Raw genomic sequence first — 20,636 nt, 5'->3', positions numbered from 1 at the left:
TGTACTACCTAACGTAGAATATGCAGGTGCCTAACGATGAACCCTGCCTGACCATTAAAGGTCTGATCAAGGACTGTGGCCCGGTTGCTGGTTTGGACGGCAAGATGGTCCGCGTGCTGGCCGGCGTCGACTTTACTGCCCGCCGCGGCGCCGTCACCGCCCTCCTTGGCGCCAACGGCGCCGGCAAGACCACCACCCTGGAGTGCGCTCAGGGCCTGCAGCCCATAGACGGCGGGGAAATCCGGCTGCTCGGGCAGGACCCTTACCGCGCCGACGCCCACCTGCGCAGCCGCGTAGGCGTGATGCTGCAGGAAGGCGGCCTGCCGCCGTCGGCCCGTCCCGTGGCCCTGCTGGAACACGTTGCCCGCATGTACGAGTCGCCCCGTCCGGTGGCCGAACTCGTGGAGCGGCTGGGTATTGGAAGCTTCGCCAACACCGGCATCCGGAGGCTCTCCGGCGGCCAGAAGCAGCGGCTGGCCATGGCGGCGGCCCTGATTGGCCGGCCCGAGGTGCTGTTTTTGGACGAGCCCAGTGCCGGGCTGGACCCGCAGTCCCGCCAGATTGTCTTCGACCTGATTTCCGAACTGCGCTCCGAGGGCCTGGGTATCATCCTCACCACCCACTTGATGGACGATGCGCAGAAGCTTGCGGACTACGTCTACATCATCGACGCCGGCAAGACCGTTGCCTCCGGTACCGTGGCCGAGCTGACCTCGGCCACCGGACATCAGGCCGAGCAGCGCCTGCTGACGTTCGACGCCGACCCGGGCCTCGACGTCGCGGCCCTCGCGTCAGGTGCACTGCAGCACCTGGACATTGCCGAGGCCGCCCCCGGGCACTACGCCCTGCGCGGTGCCCTTACTCCTTCGGACCTGGCCGCCGTCGCCGCGTGGTGGGCCGAGCGGCAGATCCTGCCGTCGTCGGTCCATATGGCCTCGCGCACCTTGGAAGACGTGTTCCTCGACCTTTCCGGAAGGACCATCCGTTGAGCGCTCCCGCTTCGCTTCCGGCACGCATCCTGAACCAAGGCCGCTATGAGGCCGTGATGATGCTGCGCAACGGGGAGCAGCTGATCCTCGCCGTGGTGCTGCCGCTGATGGCCATGGTGGCCCTGGTGGTCACTCCCCTGCTGGACGGCTACGGCACCAGCCGGATCAATATGGCCACGCCCGGCATCTTCGCGCTGTGCGCCATGTCGACTGCCTTTACCGGGCAGGGCATCGCCACGGGCTTTGACCGCCGGTACGGGGTGCTGCGCTACCTCTCCACCACCCCGCTGGGCCGGGCCGGACTGATTGCGGGCAAGGTCATTGCCGTTCTCGCCGTGCTGTGCATCCAGGTGGTCCTGGTGTCCGTGGTTGCGCTGCTGCTCGGCTGGCGGCCGGAGCTGGCAGGCCTGGTGCCCGCAGCCTTGCAGCTGGCCCTGGGCGCCGTTGCCTTCACGGCTCTTGGCCTGCTGGTGGCAGGAACCGTGCGACCCGAGGCCACACTGGCCATAACCAACCTGCTGTGGATACTGCTGGCAGCCGCCGGCGGTATCATCATCCCGGTAGGCAACCTGCCCGACCTCCTGCAGCCGTTCATCGAAGTCCTGCCCTCGGCCGCCCTTGGGGACGCCCTGCGGTCCGCGCTGATCGACTCGCAGTTCAATATTTCCGCCACGCTGATCCTTCTGGCGTGGACAATACTGGGCGGCCTGGGTGCTGTCCGCTGGTTCAAATGGAGTTAGCTACCGTGTCATCAACCTCGGCCGGAGTTCCGGCCCGGCAATCCACCGGTCCCCTGCCTGCGGCAGGACGGTTGATCCGCTCCCTCGCCGTGGCCTCGCTGGTGGCCAACATCGTTATTGTGGTGACCGGCGGTGCGGTCCGCCTGACCGCCTCCGGCCTTGGCTGCCCCGAGTGGCCGCTGTGCACCGCTGACTCGCTGGTGACGACGCCGCAAATGGGCGTGCACGGCATCATCGAGTTCGGCAACCGGATGCTGACCTTCGTGCTGACCGCTGTTGCCTTTGCCACCGTGTTCTCCGTCTGGCGGGTCCGGGCCCAGCGCCGCGACCTCTGGTGGCTGTCCATCGGACTGCTCGCCGGCATCCCGGCGCAGGCCGTGGTTGGCGGCATCACCGTGCTCACCGGCCTGAACCCCTGGATTGTGGGCCTGCACTTCATCGTTTCCATGGTGCTGATTGTCGCCGCCGTGGTGTTGGTGAACCGTGCCTGGCTGTCCTCCGGAGACCTGGCCGTCCGTCACGCCCCGCTTGCCGGCAAGACCCTTCGCCCGCTGCTGGGCGCCATGGGCGTCCTTTCCGGCATCACCGTGCTGCTCGGCGTCATGGTCACCGGTTCCGGTCCGCACGCGGGAGACCACGGTGCGGCCCGCAACGGGCTCAACCCGGACCTCATTACCCGCGTCCACGTGGTGCCCGTCTATCTGCTGGTCTTCGCGCTGGCGGTTGCCCTTTACCTGGTCTTCCGCCGCACGGCCGACGCCCGGGTGCGCAATGCGGTGGTGCTGCTGGCCGTCGTCGTCCTGGCCCAGGCCGTGATCGGCTACACACAGCATTTCCTGCACCTGCCGATCGCCCTGGTGGCACTGCACATGCTCGGTGCATGCCTGCTCACTGCTGCGGCTGCGCAGGCGGTCTTTACGGGATATGCCAAGCAGGTCCCCGGCAGCGCCGGTGATGCTGCCGCTCCGGTGTCCGGTGCCCCTGCAGGGCGCTAGGCTGCACTGACTTACCGCTAACGGCCGGGTCCCCTTCGGGGCCCGGCCTTTTTGCTGTGCTGCGGGTTGCGATGGAGGTGCGGCCATCCGGTGAGCAGCTTCCGGGGCTAACGTCCGGGCATAAATCCGTTATCTGCTCGGTCGAGTGTCTGGGTGCAGCACCTGCAGCGTCGGGCCTCGGGCATGGGTACCGAGCTGACGGTGTTGGTGGGCAAGCAGAGCTGATGGGGCCTCGTGCGGGGCGGAAAGCCGCATCTAGTGAGCAGATACCGGGGCTTGCCGGACGGAAACCCACATCGAGTGAGCAGATACCGGGGGTATAGCCCGGGCATAAACCCGTTATCTGCTCAGTCGTCACCCTGCAGGATCCCCCTCCGCACAGTCTCTCCCCCACTGCCTAGGGCTGCCCAAGGCTCCCAACACACCGGTCCCCGGTAAACCCCCACAGGGAGTACGTCGGCACAAAGCGCCCCGGAACCACCACGCCCCCGGAAATCCTCACCACTGGAACAACCTCACCCTGGAATCCCCCGGAACACAGCAGTGGCCGGACCCCCGAAGGGACCCGGCCACGCAGGAACCGTAAAAGCTAGACCAGCGAGCTGCCCACAAACGGGTCCACGGCCAGGGCCAGGAACAGGATGGTGAGGTAGCTGATGGACAGGTGGAAGACCTTCATGGCCGACTTGTCGTCAAGCTCCTCGCGCTGTGCACGGGAATGCAGCTTGTGGGACTCCGCCACGAACCATGCACCGGCCAGCACTGCGGCCACCGTGTAGACCCAGCCGGCTCCACCGGCGGGAACCAGCAGCAGCGAGCAGGCCACCGTGGCGTAGGCGTACAGGACCACCTGGACCGAAACGAGCTTGGCTCCGGCAACGGCGCCGAGCATGGGCACGCTGGCGTTGCGGTAGTCCTCGCCGTACTTCATGGACAGCGGCCAGTAGTGCGGCGGCGTCCACAGGAAGATGATCATAAACAGGATGACTGCGGGCCATTCCACCTTGTTGGTGACGGCAGCCCAGGCAATCAGCACCGGCATGCAGCCGGCCATTCCGCCCCACACGATGTTCTGGGTGGTGCGGCGCTTGAGGATCAGCGTGTAGAAGACCACGTAGAGCAGGATTGCGCCGACGCCGAGCAGGCCGGTCAGCGGATTGGCGCCGAACCAGAGCAGGGCGATGGCCACGATGCCCAGCACCCAGGCGAAGACCAGCGCTTCCCGCGGGGAAACCTCGCCGGTGACCAGCGGACGGTTCTTTGTCCGCTTCATCAGCTTGTCCATGTCGCGGTCGATGTAGCAGTTGAACGCACCGGCGCTGCCGGCCGCCAACGCCCCGCCAACCATGGTGGCCAGGATAAGGCCAAGCGAGGGAAGGCCCCGCTCCGCGAAGATCATGGTGGGCAGGGTGGTTACGAGCAGAAGCTCGATGACGCGTGGTTTGGTGAGCGCCACGTAAGCCCGGGCCTTGCGGCCCGCCGTCATCTTCCCCGTGTAGATAGGGGATTCGGCATGCTGGGTAGTCACGAAGCGATCACTTTATCCAATCTGGAACGAAAAAGTCCGTCCCCATCATAACCTCTATCGGCTGTAGAAATCGAAGCATCAAACGCGCCCGGGCGTATCCGCACACAGGTGGACGGCGCAGCCCCGGCCCGCGGACCCGGGGAGCCCCGGTCCGGACCCTGCCGGAGGCCCGCCGGAGCGGCACGGGGCAGGCAGGAAGCAGCCGTAGAGGATAAGGTTGGAGCGGACCTTTCCCCCGGCAACGCTGCGGCGTGGCGGGAGTGGGCCAATACAAAGAAGCACCCGGTATTTTCGAAGCACCCGCTTTTCGAAGCGTCCGGTATTTTCAGTCTCCGCAACGCAGGTTGCGAAAGGCGGAATCAATTGCTGCCGCAGATGCGGTATCGATTTCCGCCCGCAGTTGGTTGTAGTGGTAAAGGCACCGGAGGCACCCTGTGGGTTCACGGGGACTTCCGGGCATGTCCGGCGCTGTGCGGCGCCGGTTATCTGCACAGAGAGGGGCCCGGTAAACGTGCCACATATGGAAGAGCAAGAACTGACCTGGACCGAAACGGACCGCAAGGCAGTGGACACTGTCCGCGTCCTGGCGGCCGACGCCGTGGAAAAGGTCGGCAACGGCCATCCCGGCACGGCCATGAGCCTGGCCCCTGCCGCGTACCTTCTGTTCCAGAAGGTCATGCGCCACGATCCGTCGGATCCGCACTGGATCGGCCGCGACCGGTTCGTCCTCTCCCCCGGGCACACTTCCCTGACCCTGTACATTGAGCTCTTCCTCGCCGGCTACGGCCTGGAACTCGAAGACCTGAAGTCGCTGCGCACCTGGGGCTCCAAGACCCCCGGCCACCCCGAGTACCGCCACACCGACGGCGTCGAGATCACCACGGGCCCGCTGGGCCAGGGCCTGGCTTCCTCGGTTGGTTTCGCTTTCGCCCAGCGCCGCCTGCGCGGCCTGCTGGACGCCGACGCCGCAGAAGGCACCAGCCCGTTCGACCACACTGTCTGGGTTATCGCGTCCGACGGCGACCTGCAGGAAGGCGTCACCGCCGAAGCCTCCTCGCTGGCCGGGCACCAGGAACTGGGCAACCTGGTCGTGATCTACGACGAGAACCACATCTCCATCGAAGACGACACCGACATTGCCTTCACCGAAGACGTGCTCAAGCGTTACGAAGCGTACGGCTGGCACACCCAGCGCGTGGACTGGACCAAGACCGGCGAATACGTCGAAGACGTCAACGAGCTCTACAACGCCCTGATGGCGGCCAAGGCCGAAACCGGCCGGCCGTCCATCATTTCGCTGCGCACCATCATCGGCTGGCCTGCTCCGAACAAGCAGAACACCGGCAAGATCCACGGCTCCGCCCTGGGCACCGACGAGGTAGCCGCGCTGAAGGAAACACTGGGCTTCGACCCGGCTAAGAGCTTCGACGTCGACCCCGAGGTCCTCGAGCACGCCCGTCAGGCAGTGGCCCGCGGCGCCGAGGAACACAGCAAGTGGAACGAAGGCTTCAAGGCCTGGCAGGAAGCCAACACCGAAGGTTCGGCCCTGCTGGCCCGCCTGGAGAAGGGCGAACTGCCCCAGGGCTGGGAAGCGTCCCTGCCCGTCTTCGAAGCAGGCAAGGACATGTCCACCCGCGCCGCGTCCGGCAAGGTCCTCTCCGCCATCGGCCCGGCCCTGCCCGAACTGTGGGGCGGTTCCGCTGACCTCGCGGAGTCCAACAACACCACAATCGAAGGCTCCCCGTCCTTCATTCCCGCCGGGAAGCAGACCAACGCCTGGGCCGGCAACCCCTACGGCCGGGTGCTGCACTTCGGCATCCGCGAGCATGCAGCCGCGGCGATCGTCAACGGCATCACGATGGACAGCAACACCCGTGCGTTCTCCGGTACGTTCCTGATCTTCAGCGACTACCAGCGCCCGGCCATCCGCCTTGGCGCCCTGATGGGCGTTCCGGCCATCTACGTCTGGACCCACGACTCCATCGGGCTCGGCGAAGACGGACCGACCCACCAGCCGGTGGAACAGCTCGCGTCCCTGCGCGCCATTCCCGGGCTCGACGTCGTGCGTCCGGGCGACGCCAACGAGGTGGCCGTGGCCTGGCGGACCATCCTGGAGAACACCGAGAACCCGGCCGGCATTGTGCTGACCCGGCAGAACATTCCCACCTACGCCCGGGGTGAAGGTGCGGCTACCGCCAACACGTTCGCCTCGGCAGAGGGCGCCGCCCGAGGCGGCTACGTGCTGGCCGAAGCTGTACGCGACGGCTTGGTTGTCACCCCGGACGTCATCCTGGTGGGCACCGGTTCCGAGGTCCAGCTGGCCGTCGAGGCCCGCGAAGCCCTCGCCGCCGAAGGCGTGGCGGCCCGCGTCGTCTCGATGCCCAGCATCGAATGGTTCAACAAGCAGGACCAGGACTACCGCGAGGCCGTGCTGCCCAAGGACATCCGGGCCCGCGTCTCCGTGGAAGCCGGCATCGCCCTGGGCTGGCGCGAGGTTGTCGGCGACGCCGGCCGCAGCGTTTCCCTGGAGCACTTCGGCGCTTCCGCCGACTACAAGACGCTGTACCGCGAATTCGGCATTACGGCCGACGCCGTGGCGCAGGCAGCCCGCGATTCCCTCGCAGCTGTTTCCGGCAGCGGATCCGCCCCGGCCGGCACCACCGGTGCCTCCTCCGGAGCCCAGTCCACCGAGACCGGCGACCAGCAGTAGACCCTTACTAAGGAGTAACACCATGACTTCAACTCCCACCGCCGCGCTCTCCGAAGCCGGCGTCTCCATCTGGCTGGACGACCTTTCCCGCGAACGGATTGTCTCCGGCTCCCTCAAGAAGCTCATCGACGAGAAGAACGTGGTTGGCGTAACCACCAACCCGAGCATCTTCGCGGCCGCCCTGGCCAACGGCGAGTCCTACGCCGCCCAGGTGCAGCAGCTGTCCCGTTCCGGCGCCGACGTCGACAAGTCCGTCTTCGAGATCACCACCGACGACGTCATCCAGGCCTGCGATGTCTTCGCCCCCGTAGCCGAGGCCACGCACGGCGTTGACGGCCGGGTGTCCATTGAGGTTGATCCGCGCCTGTCACGCGACACGCAGGGCACCATCAATGAGGCGAAGGAACTCTTCGACAAGGTTGGCCGCTACAACGTGCTGATCAAGATCCCCGCCACCAAAGAGGGACTGCCCGCGATCACGGCGACCCTGGCTGCCGGCATCAGCGTCAACGTGACGCTGATCTTCTCGCTGGAACGCTACCGCGAGGTCATTAACGCGTACATGCTGGGCATTGAGCAGGCCAAGGAAAACGGCCACGACCTCTCCACCATCCACTCCGTGGCCTCCTTCTTTGTTTCCCGCGTGGACGCCGAGATCGACAAGCGGCTGGACGGCATTGGCACCGACGAAGCCAAGGCACTGAAGGGCAAGGCCGGCCTGGCCAACGCCCGCCTGGCCTACCAAGTGTTCGAGGAGCAGTTCGCTTCCGAACGCTGGCAGGTCCTGTCCGCTGCCGGCGCCAACGCGCAGCGCCCGCTGTGGGCCTCCACCGGTGTCAAGGACCCGGCCCTGCCGGACACCCTGTACGTCACGGGGCTCGTGGCACCGCACACGGTGAACACCATGCCTGAGAAGACGCTGGAAGCCACTGCCGACCACGGCGAAGTCACCGGCAACACGGTATCCGGCACCTACGAAGAGTCCAACGCCGTGCTTGATTCCCTGGACGGCTTGGGCATCTCCTACAACGAGGTTGTGGAGCAGCTGGAAACCGAAGGCCTCGACAAGTTCGTGGCCAGCTGGGGAGAACTGCTGCAGACCGTTCAGACCGCACTGGATACCGCGAAAGAGGCATAGAAGAGATGACCACACTGTCCTTTGAAGCAGCCGGCGCCGCAAGCGAGGCCGTCGACGCCAAGGTTCCCGAACTCGTAGGCGACGAAGTCGCCTCCCGCCTGGTGGCGCAGGATCCCACCCTGTGGGGCCCCGACGCCGAAGCCGAGGCTTCCATCCGCCTCGGCTGGCTCAACCCCGGTGAGAGTTCCCGGCCGCTCCTGGGACAGATTGCGGCGCTGAGGGAAGAGCTTGCCGCCGAGTCGGTGACCCGCGTGGTCCTGGCCGGCATGGGCGGCTCTTCCCTGGCGCCCGAGGTCATCACCCGCACCGCGGGCGTGGACCTGACCGTCCTGGACTCCACCGACCCCGACGTGGTTGCGGCCGCGTTGGGTGAACGGCTGGCCGAAACCGTGATTGTGGTGTCCTCCAAGTCCGGTTCCACCGTGGAGACCGATTCCCAGCGCCGAGTCTTTGAACAGGCCTTCACCGACGCCGGGATCGATGCGAAGTCCCGGATCGTAGTGGTCACCGACCCCGGATCGCCGCTGGACGCCGCGGCCCGCGAAGCCGGCTACCGTGCCGTCTTCAACGCCGACCCCAACGTGGGCGGACGCTACTCCGCCCTCACCGCCTTCGGGCTGGTCCCGTCGGGCCTGGCCGGCGCGGACATTGAGACCCTCCTCGACGACGCCGAAATGACCGCCGAAATCCTGCGGGACGATGCTCCGGACAACATCGGCCTGGAACTCGGTGCCGCCCTTGGCGGAACCGAGCCGTTGCGCAACAAGGTCGTCATAGTGGACGAGGGTTCCGGCCTGGCCGGTTTCCCGGACTGGGCCGAGCAGCTGATCGCCGAATCAACAGGCAAGCTCGGCACAGGTGTGCTGCCGGTCGTCGTCGAGCCCGGTGCTCCGGAGATCACCTCCGGTGCCGCCGACGTGCTGACCGTCCGGATTGTGCCGGTGGATTCCGAGGAACTGCCCGAAGGAGACCAGGTGGTGGTGTCGGGCAGCCTGGGGGCACAAATGATGCTGTGGGAGTTCGCCACCGCCGTGGCCGGACGGCTCCTGAACATCAACCCCTTTGACCAGCCGGACGTGGAGGCTGCCAAGAAGGCAGCCCGCGGCCTGCTTGATGCCACCCCCGAGCCCACCGAACCGGCGTTCATCGACGGTTCCGTCGAGGTCCGCGGCCCCGCCGACCTGCTGGGCACTGCCTCCACCCTGCGCGGCGCCCTCACGGCATTGCTGGGGCAGCTTGGCCCGGACGGCTACCTGAGCATCCAGGCCTACCTGGACCGCGCCAAGCAGTCCGGCCTCGCGGGCATCCGCGCGGACCTGGCGGCGGCTACCGGCCGTCCCGTTACCTTCGGCTGGGGCCCGCGCTTCCTGCACTCCACCGGCCAGTTCCACAAGGGCGGACCGGCACAGGGTGTGTACCTGCAGATCACCGGCCGTCCCGCCGGTGACGTGGCCATCCCCGAGCGGCCCTTCAGCTTCGCTGAACTGGTCAGCGCGCAGGCGGCCGGCGACGCGTCTGTCCTGGCGGACCAGGGCCGGCCCGTGCTGCGGCTGCACCTGCTGAACCGCGATGAAGGTATCCGCGAAATCGAGAACGTCGTGCGGTCCCTGGCTGCAGAAAGTGGTAGCAACTAAATGTCCGCAGAGGAAAAGTCCGGGACGGGCAACCCCCTCCGGGATCCGCGCGACCGGCGGCTGAGCCGCATTGCGGGGCCGTCCTCCCTGGTGATCTTCGGAGTCACCGGCGATCTCGCCCGGAAAAAGCTCATCCCGGCCGTTTACGACCTGGCCAACCGGGGGCTCCTGCCGCCCAGCTTCTCGCTGGTCGGCTTCGGCCGCCGGCCCTGGAGCAACGAGGAATTCGCCGCGCAGGTGAAGGAATCCGTGCAGGCGCACTCGCGCACGGATTTCAACGAGAATGTATGGAAGCAGCTCGCCGAGGGCATCAGGTTCGTTGAAGGCGGCTTCGACAGCGGCGAGGCCTTCGGGAAACTGAAGGAAACCCTGGAGGACCTCGACGCCGAACGCGGCACCCGCGGCAACCATGCTTTCTACCTCTCCGTGCCGCCGAAGTCCTTTGAACAGGTCTGCCAGCAGCTCTCCCGGCACGGGCTGGCCAAAACTTCCCAGGGCAAGTGGCGGCGGGTGGTGATCGAGAAGCCGTTTGGCCACGACCTGGCTTCCGCCCGCGAACTGAACAACGTGGTGGAATCGGTGTTCCCGGCAGACTCGGTGTTCCGGATCGACCACTACCTGGGCAAGGAAACCGTCCAGAACATCCTGGCCCTGCGCTTCGCGAACCAGCTCTTCGAGCCCATCTGGAACGCGAACCATGTGGACCACGTGCAGATCACCATGGCCGAGGACATCGGCATTGGCGGGCGTGCGGGGTATTACGACGGCGTGGGCGCAGCCCGCGACGTCATCCAGAACCACCTCCTGCAGCTGCTGGCCCTCACCGCCATGGAGGAGCCCATCTCCTTTGATGCTGACCACCTGCGCACCGAGAAGGAAAAGGTCCTGGCCGCCGTCCGGCTGCCGAAGGACCTCTCGCACAGCTCCGCCCGCGGCCAGTACACCGGCGGCTGGCAGGGCGGCGAGAAGGTGACGGGCTTCCTGGAGGAAGAGGGCTTCAACCCGGATTCCACCACGGAAACGTTCGCTGCCATCCGGCTGGACATCAACACCCGCCGCTGGGCCGGAGTGCCGTTCTACCTGCGGGCCGGCAAACGGCTGGGCCGGCGGGTCACGGAGATCGCCGTGGTCTTCAAGCGCTCCCCCAACCTGCTCTTCCGTGAACACAGTGAAGACGATTTCGGTCAGAACGCCGTCGTCATCCGTGTCCAGCCGGACGAAGGGGCGACCATCCGGTTCGGTTCGAAGGTGCCGGGCACCCAAATGGAGGTCCGGGATGTGTCCATGGACTTCGGATACGGGCATTCCTTTACGGAATCCAGCCCCGAGGCGTACGAACGCCTGATCCTGGACGTGCTGCTGGGCGAGCCTCCGCTCTTCCCCCGGCACCAGGAAGTGGAGCTGTCCTGGAAGATCGTGGACCCCTTCGAAGAATACTGGGCTACCCTGGACGGCCAGCCGGAGCCATACGCTCCGGGCAGCTGGGGCCCGGAATCCGCTAACGAACTGCTCGCCCGAGACGGAAGGACCTGGAGAAGGCCGTGATTGTAGACCTGCCCAACACCACCACCTCCAAGGTGTCCAAGGAAATTGTCGCCATGCGGGAGCGGGGCGGCGTGGTCACCCTCGGCCGTGTCCTGACCCTGGTGGTGGACACGCAGCCGGACTTCGTGGAAGAGGCCATCGCGGCGGCCAACGAAGCCAGCCGCGAACACCCCTGCCGCATCATTGTGCTGGCTGAGGGCAGCGCCGGCGACGAGACCCGGCTGGATGCTCAGATCCGGGTGGGCGGCGACGCCGGTGCCTCCGAAGTGATTGTCCTGTCCGGGCACGGCGAGCTGGCCGGGGAGAGCGAATCCCTGGTGTCCGCGCTGCTGCTGCCCGACGCCCCCATTGTTGCCTGGTGGCCGCACGGTGTGCCCGAGGATCCGGCGCAGACCCCGCTGGGCTGCATTGCACACCGGCGCATCACTGACGCAGCCACGGAGGACAACCCCAAAAAGGCCCTGCTGCGCCTGGCCGAAACCTATGCGGCCGGCGATACGGACCTGAGCTGGACCCGCCTGACCAACTGGCGGGTGCAGCTTGCCGCGGTGCTGGACAACGCCGGATCATCGCCCGTGCAGGGGGTGGTCGTGGAGGGCGCCTCGGATTCGGCCAGCACCTTCCTGCTGGCCGCCTGGTTGAAGAAGGCACTGAAAGTTCCCGTGCAGATCATCGAAGGCGAAGCCGGGACCGGGATCCACCGTGTGGTGTTCGAGCGTCCCGAGGGAGACGTGGAACTGGCACGCCCGGACCAGGTCACCGCGCACCTGACCCAGCCGGGCCAGCCGGAACAGCAGATTTCCCTGCCGCGCCGGACCCTGCGGGACTGCCTGGCCGAGGAACTGCGCCGGCTGGACCCGGATGAGGTTTTCGGAGAAGTACTTACTGAGGGCCTGGCCGCGTGCCTGGTCCAGGAAGGGGCGACGGCGTGAAGCACTCCCCCAACGGCGTCAGCATCCACCCGGATCCGTCCGCCCTTGTATCGGCGACGGCCGCCCGCCTGCTTACCAAACTGGTGGATGTGCAGAGCCGGCGCGGGGAAGCCACAGTGGTCCTCACCGGAGGCACCGTGGGCATTGCGACGCTGGAAGCCGTAGCTGCCAACCCTGCGCGCACGGCCGTGGACTGGACCCGGGTGAACTTCTGGTGGGGAGACGAACGCTTCCTGCCCGCGGATGACCCCGAGCTGAATTCCTTCCAGGCGCGGCACGCGGTGCTGGAGCCGATGGGTGTCCCGGCGGAGCGCATCCACGCCGTCGCCACCGCCGGCGAGGTTGATACCGTGGAGGACGCCGCCGCGGATTATGCCCGGCGGCTGGCCCTGGCAGCGGAGGAAGAAGACCTGGCGCCTGGCTTTGAGTCCGTTGATCCGCGCCTGCCGCGCTTCGACGTGCTGCTGCTGGGGGTGGGCCCGGACGCCCACATCGCCTCGCTTTTCCCGGAGACGCCGGGAGTGCGGACCGTTGGGCAGACCACGGTGGCGGTACGGGACGCGCCCAAGCCGCCGCCGGAGCGGATCTCGCTGACGTTGGAGGCCATCAACACGGCCTCAGAAGTGTGGCTGGGGGTTGCCGGTGATGACAAGGCCGGCGCCGTGGGCCTTGCCCTGGCCGGCGCCGGGGAGATCCAGGTTCCGGCCGCCGGTGCCCGGGGACGGAACAAAACGCGGTGGCTGATCGACCAGGCCGCCGCTGCCCAGCTTTCGCGGCGCCTGCTGGACTCCGATCAGGAGCACGCCGGCGAGGATGACGACGAAGACTAGCGGCCGGTAACGGCATGCAGCAAAGAAGGCCCCCGGATAATCCGGGGGCCTTCTTTATGTCTTCCCGTGCCCGGGGTACGTGCCTAGGCTTCGCCCGAGAAGCGCTGGAGCAGTCCCAGAGCCACGATAACCAGGCCCCAGGACAGGGCCAGGGCCACGGTGAAACGGTTGAGGTTCTTTTCGGCAACACCGGAGGAGCCGAGGCTGCTGGTCATGCCGCCGCCGAACATGTCCGACATACCGCCGCCGCGGCCTTTGTGCAGCAGGATAAGCAGCGTCAGCAGCAGGCTCGTGATGGCAAGAAGCACCAGCAGGATGATCTTCAGAATTTCCACTTACGGCCTTTCGGGTGACTCATGGATTGGGGACGCCGCTGCGGCGTCCTTCAGCTGCAGTTCAGTCAGTCACCAGATGTTGTTCGAACCTGACAATATTAGCAAATTCGCCTACATCCAAACTGGCACCGCCCACCAGCACGCCGTCCACGTCGCGTTCGCCCAGAATGCTTGCAGCGTTTGCGGCCTTGACCGAGCCGCCGTAAAGCAGGCGGGTCTTGGCGGCTGTCGCGTCGTCGTACAGATCGGCGATTTCGGCGCGGATGGCGGCGCACATTTCCTGTGCATCATCCGGTCCGGCTACTTCGCCGGTGCCGATGGCCCAGATGGGTTCGTACGCGATGACCAGGGTGGAGACCTGCTCGGCGTCCAGTCCGGCGAGGTCGGCGCGGACCTGCTCCAGGGTGTGCATCACGTGGTCTCCGGCCTGGCGGACCTCAAGGCCCTCCCCCACGCAGAGGACGGGTACAAGGTTGTTGCGGTAGGCAGCCTTCAGCTTTTCATTCAGCAGCTCGTCGGTTTCGCCGTGCACTGCACGGCGTTCGCTGTGGCCCACCAGGACGTAGCTGCAGCCGAGCTTGGAGAGGAACTGTCCGGAGATGTCGCCCGTGTAGGCGCCCGAATCCTTCGGGGAAAGATCCTGGGCTCCGTATTCCACCTTCAGCTTGTCGCCGGCCACCAGGGTCTGCGTGCTGCGCAGGTCGGTGAACGGAGGGAACACGACCACCTCCACGCGGCCGTAGTCGTGGCGGGCGTCGCTGAGGGTCCAGGCCAGCTTCTGCAGCAGGGTGATGCCCTGGACGTGGTCCATGTTCATCTTCCAGTTGCCGGCGATCAGGGGTGTGCGGTCGAACTTGCCGTTCGTGGAGGTTGTCATGGTTGCTCCGGTTTCTTGCTTAATGGTTCTTGGGACAGGACATGCAGATGCGGGTCCGCAGCTGTTGAGGGCCGCGGACCCGCACCGGGAAACTACTGGTCCAGGACGGTGAGGCCCGGCAGGGCCTTGCCTTCCAGATATTCGAGGCTGGCGCCGCCGCCGGTGGAGATGTGCCCGAAGTCGGCTTCCGAGAACCCGAGCTTGCGCACTGCCGCCGCCGAATCGCCGCCGCCGACCACGCTGAAGCCCGAGGAGTCCTTCAGCGCCTGTGCTACGGCGCGGGTGCCATTGGCGAAGGCCTCGAACTCGAACACGCCCATGGGGCCGTTCCAGAAGATGGTCCGGCCCTTGCCGATATGTTCGGCAAACGCGTCCGCGGAATCCGGACCGATGTCCAGGCCGATGCCGGCGGCACCGAAGCGGCTGCTCTCCATCGCGTCCGCAGGAACGGTCTGGACGTCGGCATCGGCAGCGAACTTGTCCGCCACCACAATGTCGGTGGGCAGGACGAACTCGCAGCCCACTTCCTTTGCCCGGCTGAGGTAGCCCTTCACATTTTCGATCTGGTCTGCCTCAAGCAGGGAGGCGCCCACGTTGTATCCCTGTGCGGCCAGGAACGTGAACACCATTCCACCTCCCACCAGCAGGTAGTCGGCGCGGTCCATCAGGTTTTCGATCACTGCCAGCTTGTCCGAAACCTTCGAACCGCCCAGCACCACCACGTAGGGCTTTTCCGGGTTTTCGGTGAGGCGCTTGAGCACCTGGACCTCGGTATGGACCAGGTCGCCCTCGTAGGCCGGCAGGACTTCGGCGATGTCGTAGACGCTGGCGTGCTTGCGGTGCACTGCACCGAAGGCATCATCCACGTACGCTCCGTTGCCGCCGGTCAGCGCCGCCAGGTCACGGGCAAGTGCCTGCCGCTCGGCGTCGTCCTTGGAGGTCTCACGCGGGTCGAACCGGATGTTCTGCAGCACCAGCACGGAACCTGAAGCCAGCGAACCGGCCAGCCCGCTTGCGCTGCCGCCGACCACGTCCTCGGCGAACTCCACCGAAAACGGTGCGAGCTCGTCGAGGCGGTCGACGGCGGGACGCAGCGAGTACTTCTCGTCCGGCTGCCCCTTGGGACGGCCGAGGTGGGCCATCACAATGACCTTGGCACCGTGCTCCACCAGAACCTGGAGAGTGGGGATGGAGGCACGGATGCGGCCGTCGTCGGTGACCCGGCCGTCGTCCAGCGGAACATTCAGATCCGATCGGACGAGCACGTACCTGTCCTCGACGCCGTCGCTGATCAGGTCGGAGAGAGTTTTGACAGTCATGTCTACCTTTGCGTACTCGGTTGGTTAAAGCTTGGAGGCAACGAGCGTGGTGAGGTCCACCAGTCGGTTGGAGTAGCCCCACTCGTTGTCGTACCAGCCAACAACCTTTACTTCGTTGCCCATTACGCGGGTCAGGCCAGAGTCGAAGATGCAGGAGGCCGGGTCGGTGACGATGTCGGAGGACACAATCGGCTCGTCGGTGTAGCGCAGGATCCCGGCCAGCGGACCGCTGGCTGCCGTCTTGTAGACATCGTTGATTTCATCCACGGAGGCTTCCCGGCCCACGGTGACCGTGAGGTCGGTGACCGAACCGGTGGGGACCGGAACACGCAGGGCGAAGCCGTCCAGCTTGCCGTCCAGTTCCGGCAGGACCAGGCCGATAGCCTTGGCTGCTCCGGTGGAGGTGGGAACAATGTTCAGGGCTGCGGCACGTGCCCGGCGCAGGTCCCGGTGCGGGCCGTCCTGCAGGTTCTGGTCTGCAGTGTAGGCGTGCACGGTGGTCATCAGGCCGCGCTCGATGCCGAAGGCTTCGTGCAGGACCTTGGCCAGCGGGCCGAGGCAGTTCGTGGTGCAGGAGGCATTGGAAATGATGTTGTGGCTGGCGGGGTTGTAGTCGCCGTCGTTGACGCCCATCACGATGGTGATGTCCGAGCCTTTGCCCGGAGCGGAGATCAGGACCTTTTTCGCACCCGCATCAAGGTGCTTCTTGGCGTCTTCGGCCTTGGTGAAGAACCCGGTGGACTCGATGACGATGTCTACGCCGAGGTCTTTCCAGGGAAGGTTGGAGGGATCGCGTTCGGCAAGGACCTTGATGGTCTTGCCTCCCACCACAATGTTGCCTTCACGCACTTCGAGGTCAGCGCCCAGCCGACCGGTCACGGAGTCGTACTTCAGGAGGTGGGCGAGGGTTTCGGGGCTGGTCAGGTCGTTGACGGCGACAATGTCGAGGTCTGCGTTCTGCTCCAGGGCGGCTCGGAAGTAGTTGCGGCCGATACGTCCGAATCCGTTGATTCCAACACGAGTAGTCACTTTTCTGTCTCCTTGATAGGGGGTCAATTGAGAACTGTGTGACCTCGGGTATGAAGCCACCGGACTGACTGCGGCCTGACACGTTCCGCTGGGGAAAGCTTTCCGGCAGTGCCGGCGGAACGGGGCCGTGGCCCCGTCCTGTCGGCGTTGCCGGCTGGACGGGGACCTACGGATTTATCTTACGCGTCACAGTCCCCGTAGGGACCGGGGCACCCGCACAATTGTGCGGCACAGGCGGCGACTAGGCGGGAACGATCAGCGACTTCGCACCGGTGCGGGCGGCGTCGAAACGTGCGGCGACGTCGGCCCAGTTGACGATGTTCCACCATGCCTTGACGTAGTCGCCCTTCACGTTGGCGTAGTCGAGGTAGTAGGAGTGCTCCCACATATCCAGCATCAGCAGCGGGATGGTTCCGACGGGAACGTTGCCCTGCTGATCGTAGAGCTGCTCGATAACGAGGTTCTTGCCCAGCGGTTCGTAGGCCAGGATGGACCAGCCGGAGCCCTGGATGGAGTTGGCCACGGCAGTGAACTGGCCGCGGAAGCCGTCGAAGGAGCCGAAGAACTCGTCAATGGCTGCCGCCAGCTCGCCTTCGGGCTTGTCGCCGCCGTCCGGGGACATGTTGTTCCAGAAAATGCTGTGGTTGGTGTGGCCGCCCAGGTGGAAGGCCAGGTCCTTGGAGAGCTTGCCGATGGTACCGAACTCGCCCTTGTCGCGTGCTTCGGCCATCTGGGCAAGGGCAGTGTTCGCGCCGGCTACGTACGTGGCATGGTGCTTGTCGTGGTGCAGCTCCATGATGCGTGCGGAAATGTGCGGTTCCAGGGCTGCGTAGTCGTACGGCAGTTCCGGCAGTGTGTATTCGTTCACGAAAATCCTCCGTTGAAGTGTCGGATCAAAGATCCGGACGGAATTCCCATCCGGAAATTCTTCGTGCCGCCCCAAAAGGCAGCAGACTTAGTCCATCCTATGCAATTACGCCATCCAGCCAACATTGGGCTGCCGGGCCGGGACGGCGCTATTCGTCCAACATTTCCGGAGTGACACTGGATTCGGTACCCGGAATGCCCAATTCCGCCGCACGTTTGTCCGCCATGGCCAGCAAACGGCGGATTCTCCCCGCAATGGCGTCCTTGGTCATGGGCGGGTCGGCCAGGTGCCCGAGCTCGTCCAGGCTGGCCTGCTTATGCGCAACGCGCAATTCACCCGCGTAGCGCAGGTGCTCGGGCACGTCCTCGCCGAGGATCTCCAGGGCTCGTTCCACGCGTGCGCCGGCAGCAACGGCGGCCTGCGCGGAACGGCGGAGGTTCGCGTCGTCGAAATTCGCCAGGCGGTTGGCGGTCGCCCGCACTTCCTTGCGCATGCGGCGCTCTTCCCAGACCATCAGCGCGTCGTGGGCGCCCATCCGGGTCAGCAGGGCGGCAATGGTGTCGCCGTCGCGGATCACTACCCGGTCAACGCCGCGCACCTCGCGCGCCTTGGCGGCGATGCCGATCCGGCGTGCGGAGCCCACCAGGGCCAGGGCCGCCTCGGGCCCGGGGCAGGTGACCTCCAGGGAGGACGAGCGTCCGGGCTCGGTGAGCGAACCGTGGGCGAGGAACGCTCCGCGCCAGACAGCCTCGGCGTCGGCGGCAGAACCGTTGACCACCACGGAGGGCAGGCCGCGGACGGGCCGTCCCCGGGCATCCAGCAGGCCGGTCTGCCGCGCCAGGGACTCCCCGTCGCGGACCACACGCACCACATAGCGGTTCCCGCGGCGCAGTCCCCCGCCGGACACCACAATGATGTCGCTGGCGTGCCCGTAGACCTCGGCAATGGCCGAGCGGAGCCGGCGGGCCGTGGACGCGAGGTCCACCTCGGCCTCAATGACGATGCGCCCGGAAATAATGTGCAGCCCGCCGGCAAAACGCAGCATTGCCGACACTTCGGCCTTTCGGACCGAGGACTTCTTCACGTCCAGCCGTGACAGTTCCTCTTTTACAGCTGCGGTCAACGCCACAAATACACTCCTAGTTCTCCCCAAAAATATCGTGGAAGGCGGTTGCGAGGCGGAGCGGATCATGGATCGGACGCCCCGTCGCTGCCCCCACCTTACCGAAGACGGCTCGGCCGCCCATTTGGGCGACAGCGTCCTCGAAGGCCGCGCGGTCACCCACCACCGACGGATCCGCCAGCACCGCGTCCACTTTGAACTCCGGTGCGTAGCGCCGGATTACGGCGAGGTGGTCCACCGCGCTCATGCCTGCAGTTTCAGTGGTTTCGTTGCTGAGATTCATGGTCAGGCACCGCTTGGCTGCCGTGGCGCACAGTGCGTCGCGCATCTGCGGCAGCATCAGGTGAGGCAGGACCGAGGTGTACCAGGACCCCGGCCCCAGAATCACCCAGTCGGCGCCCTCAATGGCGTCCAGGGCAGCCGGACAGGCCGGCGCGTCGGTGGGCAGCAGCCGTACGTCCGTCACATTGGTGCGGGCCCCTGCAGCTGCCAGCCGGGCCTGGCCGCTGACGGTTTCCACCCGGTCCCCGTCCGGCGTGCGGCGGATCACGTCGCCCTCAATGGTCAGCGGCATAGTGGACATCGGCAGGACCTGTCCGCGGGCACCGAGCAGCGCTCCGGCCCACTGCAGTCCGGCCACCGGATCCCCCAGCAGCTCCCAGAGCGTGACGATCAGCAGGTTGCCCAGCGCATGGTCGTCCAGGGAGCCGTCCACCCCGGGCTGGGAGCGGAAACGGTGCTGCATCACGTCGCGCCAGGTCCGGCCCCAGTCGGTGTCATCGCAGAGCGCAGCCAGCGCCATGCGCAGGTCGCCGGGCGGGAGGACGCCGAGCTCGCGGCGCAGCCGGCCGGAGGAACCGCCGTCGTCGGCCACCGTCACGACGGCGGTGAGGTCGGTGGTCAGCAGGCGCAGTGCGGAAAGCGAAGCGGAAAGGCCGTGGCCGCCTCCCAGCGCGACTACCGATCCGGGACCGCCACCGCTCCCCCGGCCGGCCTTGCCCTCCGGAATCAGGGGCAGCGGGCCGGTGAGAAAGGACATTATTCGCGCCCCAGATCCCGGTGGTGCGAGCTGACCGTGACCCGGGGCAGCTGGGCAAGGCGCTTGGCCAGTTCCTCGGTGACCGCCACGGAACGGTGCTTACCGCCCGTGCAGCCCACGGCGATGGTTGCGTAGTGCTTGTTCTCTCGGCGGTAGCCGTCAATCACGGGCTCCAGCGCCTCGACGTAGCGGTCCAGGAATTCAGCGGTGCCCTTGGCCTGCAGCACGTAGTCCCGGACGTCGTCGTCCAGCCCGGTGTGCGGGCGCAGCTGCGGGACCCAGTGCGGGTTGGGAATGAAGCGGACATCGGCCACGTAGTTGGCGTCAACGGGGAGCCCGTATTTGAAGCCGAAGCTCATGATGTTCAGGCGCAGCACAATGGGGCCGGACTCGGTGAAAAGCTCGGTCACCGTGGTGGCCAGGGCATGGACGTTCAGCTTGGAGGTGTCCACCACGACGTCGGAGGAATCGCGCAGTTCCTGCACTACCTCGCGTTCGGCGGCGATGCCGTCCAGGATACTGCCGTCCCCCTGCAGCGGGTGCGGACGGCGGCCCTGCTCAAACCGGCGGACCAGGGTGGCGTCGTCGGCGTCCAGGAACAGCAGGCGGTAGGTTACCCCGGCGGTGCGCAGGTTGCGCAGCGCTTCGCGGATGTCCTGGAACAGTTCCTTGCTCCGGACGTCGATGACGACGGCGAGCTTGGGAATGGACTGCGGCATCCGGGAAACGAGTTCGGTGAGGGTACCCAGCATGAGCGGCGGCAGGTTCTCCACCACGTACCAGCCGTGGTCTTCCAACGCATTGGCGGCCGTGCTCCGTCCGGCACCGGACATGCCCGTGACCACGAGCAGTTCCGATTCCTCAGGCTTGACTATGGTCAAGCCGTCCTCTTGCGTCATTGCTGTGATCCCATCCTGTTTACCCTGTTGCCCGGTTGCGCCGGCGCTGGTGCAGCGGAAACCGTATGCGGCATCCTCCGACACGCCGTAGTGACGACACGCCGGT

18 protein-coding genes are annotated in these 20,636 nt (G+C 66.2%); 9 read left to right on the top strand and 9 right to left on the bottom strand.

Annotation, left to right across the window (positions count from 1 at the left end; all coding sequences use genetic code 11):
- The first annotated feature begins 26 nt into the window (after positions 1-26).
- Genes QNN98_RS08775 through QNN98_RS08765 form a run of 3 tightly spaced genes read left to right on the top strand, consistent with a single transcriptional unit; the run spans position 27 to position 2,724 of the window.
- On the top strand, positions 27-989 hold the full coding sequence (locus QNN98_RS08775) for an ABC transporter ATP-binding protein (RefSeq protein WP_502864665.1): 963 nt from the start codon (positions 27-29) through the stop codon (positions 987-989).
- Entirely contained in the window at positions 986-1,729 is a 744-nt protein-coding gene (locus tag QNN98_RS08770; protein WP_227911336.1) for an ABC transporter permease, read from the top strand. Before QNN98_RS08775 ends, QNN98_RS08770 begins: the two co-directional genes overlap by 4 nt.
- Before the next feature lie 5 nt (positions 1,730-1,734).
- Positions 1,735-2,724 carry a COX15/CtaA family protein gene (locus tag QNN98_RS08765; RefSeq protein ID WP_283996840.1) on the top strand — a complete coding sequence of 330 codons (990 nt, stop codon included), beginning with the start codon at positions 1,735-1,737 and terminating at the stop codon, positions 2,722-2,724.
- 589 nt (positions 2,725-3,313) lie between these two features.
- Here QNN98_RS08765 and QNN98_RS08760 read toward each other — a convergent pair.
- The gene (locus tag QNN98_RS08760) at positions 3,314-4,210 is read right to left on the bottom strand and encodes a heme o synthase (protein WP_227911582.1); all 897 of its coding nucleotides are present in this window, start codon (positions 4,208-4,210) and stop codon (positions 3,314-3,316) included.
- A gap of 562 nt (positions 4,211-4,772) precedes the next feature.
- On the opposite strand from QNN98_RS08760, the gene tkt reads away from it, so the two are divergent.
- Genes tkt through pgl form a run of 6 tightly spaced genes read left to right on the top strand, consistent with a single transcriptional unit; the run spans position 4,773 to position 13,041 of the window.
- Positions 4,773-6,962: a transketolase gene (gene tkt, locus QNN98_RS08755; protein WP_283996839.1), complete on the top strand. Its 2,190-nt coding sequence runs from the start codon at positions 4,773-4,775 to the stop codon at positions 6,960-6,962.
- A 22-nt stretch (positions 6,963-6,984) separates the two neighbouring features.
- Positions 6,985-8,100 (top strand): transaldolase, encoded by a 1,116-nt coding sequence (gene tal, locus QNN98_RS08750; RefSeq protein WP_229959147.1) that lies wholly within the window; start codon positions 6,985-6,987, stop codon positions 8,098-8,100.
- A gap of 5 nt (positions 8,101-8,105) precedes the next feature.
- Complete coding sequence (locus QNN98_RS08745; RefSeq protein ID WP_283996838.1) at positions 8,106-9,734, top strand: phosphoglucose isomerase-related protein; 1,629 nt, start codon at positions 8,106-8,108, stop codon at positions 9,732-9,734.
- Positions 9,735-11,279: a glucose-6-phosphate dehydrogenase gene (zwf, locus tag QNN98_RS08740; RefSeq protein WP_283996837.1), complete on the top strand. Its 1,545-nt coding sequence runs from the start codon at positions 9,735-9,737 to the stop codon at positions 11,277-11,279. It begins immediately after the preceding gene.
- Complete coding sequence (locus QNN98_RS08735; RefSeq protein WP_227911330.1) at positions 11,276-12,211, top strand: glucose-6-phosphate dehydrogenase assembly protein OpcA; 936 nt, start codon at positions 11,276-11,278, stop codon at positions 12,209-12,211. Before zwf ends, QNN98_RS08735 begins: the two co-directional genes overlap by 4 nt.
- Positions 12,208-13,041, top strand: a complete 834-nt coding sequence (pgl, locus tag QNN98_RS08730; protein ID WP_227926319.1) for a 6-phosphogluconolactonase — start codon at positions 12,208-12,210, stop codon at positions 13,039-13,041. Before QNN98_RS08735 ends, pgl begins: the two co-directional genes overlap by 4 nt.
- Before the next feature lie 83 nt (positions 13,042-13,124).
- Here the strand turns inward: pgl and secG are convergent, their stop codons facing one another.
- From secG to rapZ, 8 genes are all read right to left on the bottom strand, one after another.
- Positions 13,125-13,376, bottom strand: coding sequence for a preprotein translocase subunit SecG (secG, locus tag QNN98_RS08725; protein WP_227911328.1), 252 nt, complete (start codon positions 13,374-13,376; stop codon positions 13,125-13,127).
- A gap of 61 nt (positions 13,377-13,437) precedes the next feature.
- A complete protein-coding gene (tpiA, locus tag QNN98_RS08720) occupies positions 13,438-14,253 on the bottom strand; it encodes a triose-phosphate isomerase (protein WP_227911327.1) in 816 nt (271 codons plus the stop codon).
- Between the two features lie 92 nt (positions 14,254-14,345).
- The gene (locus QNN98_RS08715; protein ID WP_227911326.1) at positions 14,346-15,572 is read right to left on the bottom strand and encodes a phosphoglycerate kinase; all 1,227 of its coding nucleotides are present in this window, start codon (positions 15,570-15,572) and stop codon (positions 14,346-14,348) included.
- A 24-nt stretch (positions 15,573-15,596) separates the two neighbouring features.
- Positions 15,597-16,601, bottom strand: coding sequence for a type I glyceraldehyde-3-phosphate dehydrogenase (gap, locus tag QNN98_RS08710; RefSeq protein WP_227926321.1), 1,005 nt, complete (start codon positions 16,599-16,601; stop codon positions 15,597-15,599).
- A 241-nt stretch (positions 16,602-16,842) separates the two neighbouring features.
- Positions 16,843-17,469, bottom strand: a complete 627-nt coding sequence (locus tag QNN98_RS08705; protein WP_227911324.1) for a superoxide dismutase — start codon at positions 17,467-17,469, stop codon at positions 16,843-16,845.
- Between the two features lie 148 nt (positions 17,470-17,617).
- Complete coding sequence (whiA, locus tag QNN98_RS08700; RefSeq protein WP_227911323.1) at positions 17,618-18,598, bottom strand: DNA-binding protein WhiA; 981 nt, start codon at positions 18,596-18,598, stop codon at positions 17,618-17,620.
- Positions 18,599-18,608: 10 nt separating this feature from the next.
- A complete protein-coding gene (locus QNN98_RS08695) occupies positions 18,609-19,631 on the bottom strand; it encodes a gluconeogenesis factor YvcK family protein (RefSeq protein WP_227911322.1) in 1,023 nt (340 codons plus the stop codon).
- The gene (gene rapZ / locus QNN98_RS08690; protein WP_227926322.1) at positions 19,631-20,530 is read right to left on the bottom strand and encodes an RNase adapter RapZ; all 900 of its coding nucleotides are present in this window, start codon (positions 20,528-20,530) and stop codon (positions 19,631-19,633) included. The genes QNN98_RS08695 and rapZ overlap by 1 nt, the downstream gene beginning before the upstream one ends.
- Between the last annotated feature and the right edge of the window lie 106 nt (positions 20,531-20,636).

It is taken from the genome of Arthrobacter sp. zg-Y1143, assembly GCF_030125565.1.
GTDB lineage: Bacteria > Actinomycetota > Actinomycetes > Actinomycetales > Micrococcaceae > Arthrobacter_B.
The sequence above is the reverse complement of the archived record's forward strand: the minus strand, read 5'-3'. Positions and strand labels throughout refer to the sequence as shown.

What these genes read in the sequence shown, in the direction of transcription:
- zwf (WP_283996837.1), top strand. Translation starts at nt 9,735, where the DNA reads ATGTCCGCAGAGGAAAAGTCCGGGACGGGCAACCCCCTCCGGGATCCG.
- tkt (WP_283996839.1), top strand. Translation starts at nt 4,773, where the DNA reads ATGGAAGAGCAAGAACTGACCTGGACCGAAACGGACCGCAAGGCAGTG.
- QNN98_RS08695 (WP_227911322.1), bottom strand. Translation starts at nt 19,631, where the DNA reads ATGTCCTTTCTCACCGGCCCGCTGCCCCTGATTCCGGAGGGCAAGGCC.
- rapZ (WP_227926322.1), bottom strand. Translation starts at nt 20,530, where the DNA reads ATGACGCAAGAGGACGGCTTGACCATAGTCAAGCCTGAGGAATCGGAA.
- QNN98_RS08715 (WP_227911326.1), bottom strand. Translation starts at nt 15,572, where the DNA reads ATGACTGTCAAAACTCTCTCCGACCTGATCAGCGACGGCGTCGAGGAC.
- tpiA (WP_227911327.1), bottom strand. Translation starts at nt 14,253, where the DNA reads ATGACAACCTCCACGAACGGCAAGTTCGACCGCACACCCCTGATCGCC.
- tal (WP_229959147.1), top strand. Translation starts at nt 6,985, where the DNA reads ATGACTTCAACTCCCACCGCCGCGCTCTCCGAAGCCGGCGTCTCCATC.
- QNN98_RS08745 (WP_283996838.1), top strand. Translation starts at nt 8,106, where the DNA reads ATGACCACACTGTCCTTTGAAGCAGCCGGCGCCGCAAGCGAGGCCGTC.
- QNN98_RS08760 (WP_227911582.1), bottom strand. Translation starts at nt 4,210, where the DNA reads ATGACGGCGGGCCGCAAGGCCCGGGCTTACGTGGCGCTCACCAAACCA.